General features: G+C 36.9%; 9 protein-coding genes and 1 pseudogene. 3 read left to right on the top strand and 7 right to left on the bottom strand.

Going from position 1 to position 10260, the window contains the following annotated elements:
- The first annotated feature begins 309 nt into the window (after nt 1-309).
- Nucleotides 310-1779 (top strand): nicotinate phosphoribosyltransferase, encoded by a 1470-nt coding sequence (locus FYJ57_RS14135; RefSeq protein ID WP_154433155.1) that lies wholly within the window; start codon nt 310-312, stop codon nt 1777-1779.
- A 48-nt stretch (nt 1780-1827) separates the two neighbouring features.
- Here the strand turns inward: FYJ57_RS14135 and FYJ57_RS14130 are convergent.
- The 7 genes and pseudogenes from FYJ57_RS14130 to FYJ57_RS14100 all read right to left on the bottom strand — a co-directional run.
- Nucleotides 1828-2088: pseudogene (locus FYJ57_RS14130) on the bottom strand (ATP-binding protein); the annotation flags it as partial.
- 111 nt (nt 2089-2199) lie between these two features.
- Entirely contained in the window at nt 2200-3174 is a 975-nt protein-coding gene (locus FYJ57_RS14125; RefSeq protein WP_154433154.1) for a metallophosphoesterase family protein, read from the bottom strand.
- A 123-nt stretch (nt 3175-3297) separates the two neighbouring features.
- A complete protein-coding gene (locus tag FYJ57_RS14120) occupies nt 3298-4251 on the bottom strand; it encodes a glycosyltransferase family 2 protein (protein WP_205840002.1) in 954 nt (317 codons plus the stop codon).
- A complete protein-coding gene (locus FYJ57_RS14115; RefSeq protein WP_154433153.1) occupies nt 4248-5855 on the bottom strand; it encodes a glycosyltransferase-like membrane protein in 1608 nt (535 codons plus the stop codon). Before FYJ57_RS14115 ends, FYJ57_RS14120 begins: the two co-directional genes overlap by 4 nt.
- A 39-nt stretch (nt 5856-5894) precedes the next feature.
- Nucleotides 5895-6239 (bottom strand): hypothetical protein, encoded by a 345-nt coding sequence (locus tag FYJ57_RS14110; protein ID WP_154433152.1) that lies wholly within the window; start codon nt 6237-6239, stop codon nt 5895-5897.
- A 263-nt stretch (nt 6240-6502) separates the two neighbouring features.
- Nucleotides 6503-6751 (bottom strand): hypothetical protein, encoded by a 249-nt coding sequence (locus FYJ57_RS14105; protein ID WP_154433151.1) that lies wholly within the window; start codon nt 6749-6751, stop codon nt 6503-6505.
- Between the two features lie 106 nt (nt 6752-6857).
- Complete coding sequence (locus FYJ57_RS14100) at nt 6858-7898, bottom strand: acyltransferase (protein ID WP_154433150.1); 1041 nt, start codon at nt 7896-7898, stop codon at nt 6858-6860.
- Between the two features lie 324 nt (nt 7899-8222).
- Between FYJ57_RS14100 and FYJ57_RS14095 the strand changes: the two genes are divergently transcribed.
- Together FYJ57_RS14095 and FYJ57_RS14090 are read left to right on the top strand one after the other, a co-directional pair.
- Nucleotides 8223-9284: a DUF6077 domain-containing protein gene (locus tag FYJ57_RS14095; protein ID WP_154433149.1), complete on the top strand. Its 1062-nt coding sequence runs from the start codon at nt 8223-8225 to the stop codon at nt 9282-9284.
- 14 nt (nt 9285-9298) lie between these two features.
- On the top strand, nt 9299-10129 hold the full coding sequence (locus FYJ57_RS14090) for a hypothetical protein (RefSeq protein WP_154433148.1): 831 nt from the start codon (nt 9299-9301) through the stop codon (nt 10127-10129).
- The last annotated feature ends 131 nt before the right edge of the window (nt 10130-10260 follow it).

The following is a 10260-nucleotide window of genomic DNA, read 5'->3' as shown; positions in this document are numbered from 1 at the left end:
GCCTTATTAAAGTGCACCTAAAATGTCCGGTTATCTACATTTCATTCCAGAATTCGTGCTTTGCACGAATTCATCCTTGTTTTGGTTCAGAATTGCGAACGAGCTTAGCGAGTTTCGCAATTACCTAGTTTACTTTATTTTTTCAAAATGGTATACTATACAAAATTGATAACTGTTCTGTATCTTCTATTATAAGTACAAAGAGCGCCTGTAACATCTGCCCCGTACACCGGATGTATATACTGACACCGAACAGTTACAGAAGTTGCCGAGTCTGATCGGACAACAATAACGATATGGAGGTACGCCATGAGAGCGCTGGATTTAACCTTATTAACTGATTTATATGAATTAACCATGATGCAGGGATACTTTAAAAACCCTACCGATCAGGTTGTTGTATTTGATGCTTTCTACAGACAGAACCCGTGTGACGGCGGTTATGCCATCGCAGCCGGCCTGGAACAGGTCATCGAATATATCCGTGATCTGCACTTTTCTCCGGACGATGTGGAATATCTGCGGGGGCTGAATCTGTTCGATGATGATTTTCTGGAATATCTGAGAGGATTTCACTTTACCGGTGATATTTATGCCATCCCGGAAGGAACCGTTGTATTCCCGAGAGAACCGCTCTTAAAAGTAGTTGCTCCTGTCATGGAGGCACAGCTGGTGGAAACTGCAATCTTAAATATCATCAACCATCAGAGTCTGATCGCCACCAAAGCCTCCCGCGTGGTTTACGCTGCAAAAGGTGACGGTATCATGGAATTCGGTCTTCGCCGTGCCCAGGGCCCGGATGCCGGTATCTACGGTGCAAGAGCTGCTGTGATCGGCGGCTGTGTGGGAACTTCCAACGTGCTGACCGGAAAGATGTTCGGTGTCCCGGTCAAAGGTACACACGCACACAGCTGGATCATGAGCTTTCCGGATGAATATACCGCGTTCAAAACCTATGCAAATCTGTATCCGAATGCCTGCCTGCTTCTGGTAGATACCTATGACGTTCTGGACTCCGGTGTGCCAAACGCCATCCGTGTCTTCAAAGAAATGAAAGAAAAAGACCCTAACTTCCATGGATACGGTATCCGTATCGACAGCGGTGACCTGGCTTATCTGTCAAAGAAAGCTTACGAGATGCTGGAAGCTGCAGGATTCGGCGATGCGATCATCTCCGCTTCCAGTGACCTGGATGAATACCTGATCGACAGCCTGAAAGCCCAGGGCGCCACAATCAATTCCTGGGGTGTCGGCACGAACCTGATCACCTCCAAAGACTGTCCGGCATTCGGCGGTGTCTACAAACTGGCAGCCATCAAAGATAAGGACGATGAAGATTTCGTACCGAAGATCAAACTTTCTGAAAACACAGAAAAAATCACAAACCCGGGAAATAAAACCATTTACCGTATCTATGACAAAGCAACCGGCAAGATCCGTGCCGATCTGATCTGTATGGTTAACGAAACCTTTGATGAAAGTAAAGATATGATCATCTTTGATCCGATTGAAACCTGGAAAAAGACCAAGATCAAAGGCGGCACTTACACCCTGCGTGAACTTCTCGTTCCGGTATTCCAGAAAGGTCTGTGTGTCTACACTTCTCCTTCTGTTATGGAGATGCAGGCAATCTGCAAAAAAGAGCAGGAAACCCTGTGGCCGGAGACACGCCGTCTTGTAAATCCACAGAAAGTATATGTGGATCTGTCCGACAAGCTGTATAAAGTAAAATCCCAGCTGCTGGAAGAGATGAGTATGAAAGCACTGGATCTGCAGTAAACAACTCCTGTATAGCCAACGCCCCCACCTGTACAGTGGGGGCGTTAATTACTGCGTGAAAACCATATCAAAGACCGTTCCGCCGGACGAGCCGGACTGAACGGTGATACTGCCGTCATGTACACGCACGATCTCACGAACCAGAGCCAGTCCCAGGCCTACCCCTCCAAGTTCCCGACTTCTGGATTTGTCTACACGAAAGAATGGTTCAAACACCCGTTCCTTCAGTTCATCCGGAATTCCGCTTCCGGTATCTTCTACGGACAGACAGATATTTTTTCCCTTCCGATATGCGGTTACAGTAACCTGCCTGTTGTCATTCTATATAATATAAACCTATCGATTTGCATTTTCTATATCAGAGCAGCCAATCTACCAGCATGACACCTTCTGTTTACTTCATCTAGCAAATCTCTTTCATCACTTCACCGTAAGCACCCCAACCGTCCCCTTAAACGAAGCATCAAACACATACTGTGGAATCTTCTCCGTCAATTGGTCATCATACGCAAAATGCAGATGCGCGCCTATCACAGCAACCACCGGGCTGTCTTCTGCAAATACCATGTTCAGAAATTGTTGTGTCACTTCATCCGGGCTATAGAAGCAATCTGTTCCCCACAAAAGTGCCCGATCCTGCCATACAGCCTTCGAAGCATCGCTAAGACCATCATTTACTTGCGATTTCAGCGGAACATGCATTGTTAAAATAATTGGTTTATCTTCCGCCCACAATTCTTTTAATCTTTCCAATCCCTCTTCTGATAATTGGCTGGTGTTATTGTTAATTCCCACAACCAGGAACTCATCAAAATCCTGAACCATTATCTCTTCCATATCCCAGGATTCTTTCTCTTTCTGCTGCACATCCTCGTCTGTATATGTATCACTATACCAGATTCCCAAATCATGATCTGCACGATTATACATAACCGGAGCTTTAATCCTTTTTAAATCTGTCATCAGGCAGTTCAAATTAGCTTCTGAGAAGAAATCGATCATATCACCATTCAAGATTACACCGTCTGGATTTTCCGCATTGATTGCATCTACTATTTCCGGCCACGTTTCATGCGAAGTTTTTCCGTCAGAATTTGAAAACATTGTAACACGTTGCTCAATTTCTTCACTTTTTTCTGATATATAGTCGCCATCGGGAACTATAATATGTTGATCGTTTACTACAATTAATTTGTATTGACTTTTCAGACCTGGAATTTCAATTACCTTTTCGGATTTATCCGGCAAAACATCTCTTTCCGTCTCTTCTATTTCTACTGGCGATTTTTCATTATTTACCTCATTCGGTATAACTTTTTCCGTCTGCGAGCCACATGCACACAACATTTCTAACATCAAACCCACAGACACCAGACCTACCAATACTTTTCTCATTTTCCCTCCATTTTCGCACTTGTCAAAATATCCTTTATCAAAACTTCCTATTTCACCACATATATTTCTCAATAAACCACTATACAGCCCATTCCTATTCTGTACTATCTGAGAAATTTTGAATTACTCTTCATGATTCAAAAACTTCTCCACATTATACCGTGGACGTTCCTTACTTTCTATATATGTTTTCCCTACATATTGTCCGACAACTCCGATAAATAACAGCTGCACTCCACCCAAAAACCAAATGGAAATCATCAGTGAAGACCATCCCGGGCTGACATGTCCCATAAAATATGATACCAGCGTGTAAATAAATGCAATCACTGAGCAGGCAACAATTACACCTCCAAAAGCCATAATCATACTAATCGGTTTAATACTAAAAGATGTAATCCCATCCCAGGCAAACGACAGCATCTTCTTTAACGGATACTTACTTTCTCCTGCCAGTCTTTCCTTTCGTGCATACGTCACCGTAGCTGTTTTATATCCAATAAGCGGCACCATTCCCCGCAGGAACAAATTTCTTTCCTTATACTGTCCCAGCTGCTTCATAGCTCTTGCACTCATCAGCCGGAAATCTGCATGGTTATATACCGTTTTCACACCCATCATTTCCATAATCCGGTAAAACGACTGCGCCGTAAATCTTTTGAAGAATGTGTCGGTCTTTCTTTCACTTCTGACTCCATAAACGATATCTGCGCCCGACAGATATTCATCTACCATCTGTTCAATCACTTCGATATCATCCTGCAGATCCGCATCAATACTAATAGAAAAATCACATATCTCAGCCGCCGTCTGCAGACCTGCAAACAATGCATTCTGATGTCCTACATTTCCGGCAAGGCCAAGTCCGTACACATACGGATTCTTAGCATATTCATTCTGAATGATCTCCCAGGTTTTGTCCTTGCTTCCATCGTTTACAAATAATATTCCACTATTCGATGCTATTTTAGACTTTTTAATCAGATTTTTAATTACTCCCGTCAATTTTTCTATGCTGTACGGTAAAATTTCTTCCTCATTATAACAAGGAACCACTATCATTAATCGCTGCATCATTTTTCTCCCTTTGTTTTCATATTATTTCTTCGTAAGTCATGCAAAAAATAGTTAATTTTGTCCAATCCAATCCCTGCAAGTACCACATACAATGGTGAAAAAATATACAAATAACGTGCCCTGCATTCAAACAACAACAAAAAAAGGCTAACTCCTATCAGAGTAAGTGCAAGGAGACCTTCAACATTATTTATTTTGCACCCCGGCAAAACACATCCCGCAATACACAAAAGCACAAAAAACCACACCACCTGCTCTATTGACGCAAATACCTGATACATATTTTCTTCACCGACCTGGTTCCACCAGTAAAACCTTCTCAAAAGCTTGGCTGCCAGGCTATCTTTTTCTGGTATTTCCACAAAAAAATTACCTTCTCTATACCATGCAAAAGTTCCATCATTATAATTGGAAAGATTCTTTTTTACCAATTGTGTTATATATCCACTCGCTCCCATCTCCTGGTATCGCTGTTTGATCACCTCAATATTTCCCTTTTTGCGCATATCTTTATTTCCAAAAGATATTGAATAATTCACATCATCTCTACTATAAACCCCTTCTGTTGTTTTGTTCAGACCCATCATAAAGTAATGCGTCATCGTCATTGCTTTATTTTCATCCAACTCTGTCGTATTCATTCCAATAACAGCTTTATTCAAACCTGCAACACATAACGCCGCCATTAAAATACATATACTTGTTTTGACTAGCATTTTGAGTTTTAATTTATTATGTAACAATCGTTTCAATAGCGAGAATGATTTTATAATTACTAATGCAATCACTCCTATCAAGACCGTCGGTTTATACAAATATCCCATTTCACATAATGCCACAAAAAGGAAATATCGTAAGTATCTGTTTTTTAAAAATACATAGCAAAAAACGGCACCAATCGGAAAAATCATCCCCAACGTATCTGTATACGGAATAACAATCCATGGCGACAGTCCGATTAAAATCACACCGAACACCATACTCACAATTGTAACAGACTTCTTATTTGTAATTTTATAAATACTCAAAGTTGCCAGCAAAACGGATATATTTACAAGTAAATTATTTATTGCAACAATCACGATGTATGGATTCTGCTTATGTACTACAACTGCAATTTTATAAAAGAATACCAGCGTATATACCGCAAAAATATTATTAGGATACCAACTAAAGTAATCCAGCTCGACTCCGTCCGCGCCATTTAACGCAATGTTTTCCGCATTATCAATTAAAACTCCAGCATCCCATCCTGTTTTAAAATAAATATTCCTTGATATAAACAGCTGAATAAGATAAATTACCACGAAATTAATGATAAGAAATATATAGAACTGCTTTTCCGACAGACAGATTTTCCGTGTGCAAAAATTAATTATCCAAAGTATTAACGCAAGTAAAGCCACCGCACAACACAACCATACTTCACTCGGAATAATCAGATAATTTGGTCTATAATACCTATTCATCTTATTATTCAAAATTGCATTCATCAGCAATGTAACTATCATATACACTGCGAAAACTACTGCTAAAAAATGGGGAATTCTCTCAATCATATCAATCAACCATATATTTTTTTCACCATTCTTTTTATTATTCACTCTTCCATTGCTCCTTGTCATTTTTTGAACATCTAAAAATTATAAAATTGTTACATCATCAATATTCCTAAAAATTTCATCTTGTAACAACGATAATATTTCAAAAATTGCAACATATTTATTTTGATAGTTTATATCCTTTATAAATTCAACTAAAGGACTAGTAAAAGGCATCAAATTTTCACCTTCATAGTCAAGGACATCTAATCCTAATTCTTGCTCCGAAGACAAGCAAAACTCTTCTCTTTGTCTACCATAGTCCTTTATTTGCAACCATACCTCAAAATAGAAATCCTCCGAACCATAAGTCATATCTGCCGAAAATATATTTGAATAATCGCCTCTTATAAAATCAACATTACATACTATACTTGTCCAAGCCATATTATGTCTTTTATTCTAGTATTACTTCTTTTATTTCTCGAAAAAAGTTGTTTTAATAGCTATTCCACAATCCGTACAATTATTATTTTCATATACTGAAAATTCCTTTACCATAGCGCAATATTGTTTGCGAAAAATATTTATAATAGATTGTACGTCGTTATTTATTGCTCTTTCATAATTTTCTATAGTTTCATTTAACATAGTGAATATATTTCTTGTTCTTTCATAAAAATAAATTCTTTTATCCGCTTGAAGATATTTCAATAATTCATTAAGTTCCTGCTCACAACTATTTTCTCCTTGAAAGGTAACATAGCAATTTTCTTTTTCTGTAAATTCGAAATTGCAATAGAACACGGTATCCAATATTCATCTCTTGCCTTAGTCTGAGCATTTACTTTTAATTCACTTTTATCACTTGAAACCGTGACAAAATATGTAATATAAATTCCTAATAATGTTGAAATTAAAGGCAATATTTTATCCAAAAATCGAAACAAATTATCCATTTATCAACTCCTTATTTGTTATTTTTAATCTATAAATTGCTTGTAAAATCTGCCGTTTTAGCTGTGTTACTAACATTAGCACCTGACACCTTCTACTTAACATTTTTTAAGGTACAATATATTTTACTATTGGTATTTTTTTCATTATACCAACTACTGTCAGAGAAATTATATATGTAAAAACAATACCAACACTGCGCCACCAAATATTTTGCGAAAAATGTAATATATTTTGTTCAAACTCCATCACAGGAATATGTATCAAGTATATTCCAAAACTACATGACGCAGCATTAATAATATATTTTTTCCATCTACTATTTTTTACTCTTTCCCATGAACAGGTTTTAAAAAACACAAAAACGGCAACCGCTAACCAAACTGCCGGAAAATATTCATATACAAATAAATCTCTATTTACATCATTCAAACTAATGGATGTAAAATACGTATATAAATATCGTATCAATGCGCCGACAATTCCCAATATATAACCTACCATCCTTTGTTTTTTATTTAAATTCTCCGTGGATAGCAAGTACCCCAACACAACATATAATATCGCTGCATCCATTGGGAACTTCCAGCCACTATACCACTGAACATGTAACCATTTACAAATCACCGGCATAACTGAAGTCAACACAAATATACACATCACAATATACCATAAAATTTTTCTATTATCTTTCAATAATGATAATACTGGTATTATTAAATATATTCCGCAGATAACAGGGAAAAACCAATACACGTTTTGTGCTCGGATATTAATAATCCCTTCAACAAATTTAACCCCTTTAGGTGACTCCAATACATATCCACCAGTTATTATATTCTTTGCCAAAAGCAATGCGCTCCAGACAATAAAAGGAATTCCAACTTTCAAAAAACGTTTTTTCAAAAAAACCTTCGTAGAATATCTCTCCCGGTAATTCATCAGAGTAGCACCACTAATCATATAAAAAACAGGAACCGCCCAATAAGCCACTACTTCAACCACTAACTCTTGTTTCCAACCTAATGTGTTTGAAAATACATGAACCTTTCCATTATGGTGCATACTTATCACTGCAATACATGCTAAAATGTTTAACATATAAATGTAAAAAGTTTCTCCGTTATGTTTATCCTTTTCCTTTATCATTTTTCCTTTTATACAACCTCCCTATACATTGCGAAATCTAATACATAAAGACATCAAATTCATTGTTTGAATATTCTCAATACCGTGGTATCTTCTCCGTCAATTGGTCAGCAAACAAAAAATGCAGATGCGCCCCTAGCACAGCAACCTATAGGCTGTTTTCTGCAAATACCACTCCCATTCCTATACGAATCAGACACCCGGCAACTATCATTATTATTTTCTTTTCATATTAATTTCCCTTCTTTCTAAAAACACCTTGTTAATCATCACCCTCGTTTGTTATAATAAGTAGAATCTAATATTATTTGACGAGGTGTTTTTATGAATATACTCATTATAGCTCTTCTTTTATGTCTGCAACTCATTCTCTTTTTTTCTTACGGGTTGTTATTCTTCAAATTAATGCACAGAGCTCCAACTTCTATAACTTTAACTGTAATTTCCGGATTCTTATTCTTTTTTATGTTGTTCGGTATTCTCTCCATTCCTTTAATACTGACTTCACAAAAGCTATCCACTCTTACATATTTAATTTTAAGTATATCAGGTATTATATTCCTTGTCTCTATCTTTTTTTGTCGCAACAATTGGAAAAGCCTAATACAAAACCTCCCTTTATCCGTGCGTAGCCATGGTCTTATGATCATTCCTTTACTTATTTTTGTCTTTATATTGGAGTTTTTTGTCTTTAACCACATTGACGTGTCAGCAGATGCCAGTTATTATATCGCAAAAGTTTCCACGGATGTTTATACCAATACCATGGGACATTATAATCCGTACACTGGAAATATGTTACCCTCACTCGATGGACGTAGAATTTATGCATGTTTTCCTGAGTATAACGCTGTAATTTCACAGTTTTTTCATATACATCCTTTAAAACAGGCAAAGGTAATTATGCCACAGATACTTTCTTTATTTACCTGCATTCTTTACTATCAGATCGGATTACTTCTTTTCAAAGGGAAAAAAAGAATAACTGATTTCTTTTTCTGCCTTGTTTTACTGCTTGATTTTTACAGTTACACGATTTATACAACAGCAACTTTCTTATTCACTAGAACCTATGAGGGAAAATCTATTCTAGCTAACATCATTATTCCAGGGATGTTTTTCTGCTTTTTGTTATTGTGGTTAAAAAAGGATATTCCTTTTGCAAAGAAACTGCTATTCATAATATCTTTAAGCAGCTGCTTTTTCTCTTCTTCCTCCATGTTAATTGTTCCCGTCGGTTTAAGTGCTGGCTTATTGCCATGGATTCTCAAAGAAAGACGTTGGAAAGATATCTATTTTTATCTTCTTTGTCTCATGCCGAATCTTATAATATGTGTGTTATATTTGCTTAACACAAAAGGCATCTTAATTTATTCTATACAATGAAAGGTTTTTAGATTATGCAGGGAATTTATTTAAATGATTTGGGATTAAAATTTGTTAAGACTTGTTTTTCAAACTACTGGGGGCAGATCTATTTCTTTGGTGTTTTTATTGTTGCAATCCTCTGGTTCTTTATCACCCAAAAACACAGACTCAAATATTTTTCGCTATATACGTTTTTTCTGTTCTTGACAATATACAACCCCGTTTTAGTCAACGTATTCTTTAAACACTTTGATCAAGATTCCGTATACTATCGTTTTTTCTGGTTATTGCCTGTGAATCTCGTGATTGCTTACTTGATTACTCATTTTATCAGTCATATATCCACCCATACCAAAAAAGCAATCACCTTATGTGCGACTATTTACGCGATCGTATTACTTGGTAGCCCTGTTAAGTACTTTTCTTCTTTATATAAGTTACCAGATAACTTATATAAAGTTTCTAATGATCTTCTGGAAATCAGTGAATACATTCATCAGGATGCAGATACACCTAATCCGCGTGTGGCCGTTTCGGCTGATCTTTTAATGACAGTACGACAGTACGATCCAACTATCTTTCCAACAATTGATCGCGATTGTGCCCTTTGCTGGCAAGGTCTTCCTGATTTTCAATATGCACTTGGAAACACATACTATTTATCAGAAAAACCTATTATGGATGTTATCTACGGGGGAGATTGTAGTAATCCGGATGATTTTTCAGCTTCAATAAGTGCGACTTCTACACATTACCTGGTATTTTCCAAAACAGTAGATATTCAATCATTCTTACAATCACTGAATTATCAATATATTGCAGAAACAACTAATTATATTATATATCGTTCACCTTATGTATAATTAATGTTATTGACCTCTTAAAATAGCGTAATAATGATTAGCTTGCGTGTCTCTGGATTGTTCTGTATACTGTCATCAGTTTACAGAAAGAAAAAAGTCTCAGAGCACCTTCCCTGGAAAGTCGTGTACTC

The organism is Oliverpabstia intestinalis, from assembly GCF_009696065.1.
Taxonomy (GTDB): domain Bacteria; phylum Bacillota; class Clostridia; order Lachnospirales; family Lachnospiraceae; genus Oliverpabstia; species Oliverpabstia intestinalis.
Note: the sequence above shows the minus strand (reverse complement) of the source record. Positions and strands in the feature narration are given on the sequence as shown.

Bases quoted from the DNA above. Each gene is read 5' to 3' on its own strand.
- FYJ57_RS14120 (WP_205840002.1), bottom strand. From the start codon at position 4,251: ATGATGCAGCGATTAATGATAGTGGTTCCTTGTTATAATGAGGAAGAA.
- FYJ57_RS14110 (WP_154433152.1), bottom strand. From the start codon at position 6,239: ATGGCTTGGACAAGTATAGTATGTAATGTTGATTTTATAAGAGGCGAT.
- FYJ57_RS14105 (WP_154433151.1), bottom strand. From the start codon at position 6,751: ATGGATAATTTGTTTCGATTTTTGGATAAAATATTGCCTTTAATTTCA.
- FYJ57_RS14090 (WP_154433148.1), top strand. From the start codon at position 9,299: ATGCAGGGAATTTATTTAAATGATTTGGGATTAAAATTTGTTAAGACT.
- FYJ57_RS14100 (WP_154433150.1), bottom strand. From the start codon at position 7,898: ATGATAAAGGAAAAGGATAAACATAACGGAGAAACTTTTTACATTTAT.
- FYJ57_RS14135 (WP_154433155.1), top strand. From the start codon at position 310: ATGAGAGCGCTGGATTTAACCTTATTAACTGATTTATATGAATTAACC.
- FYJ57_RS14125 (WP_154433154.1), bottom strand. From the start codon at position 3,174: ATGAGAAAAGTATTGGTAGGTCTGGTGTCTGTGGGTTTGATGTTAGAA.
- FYJ57_RS14095 (WP_154433149.1), top strand. From the start codon at position 8,223: ATGAATATACTCATTATAGCTCTTCTTTTATGTCTGCAACTCATTCTC.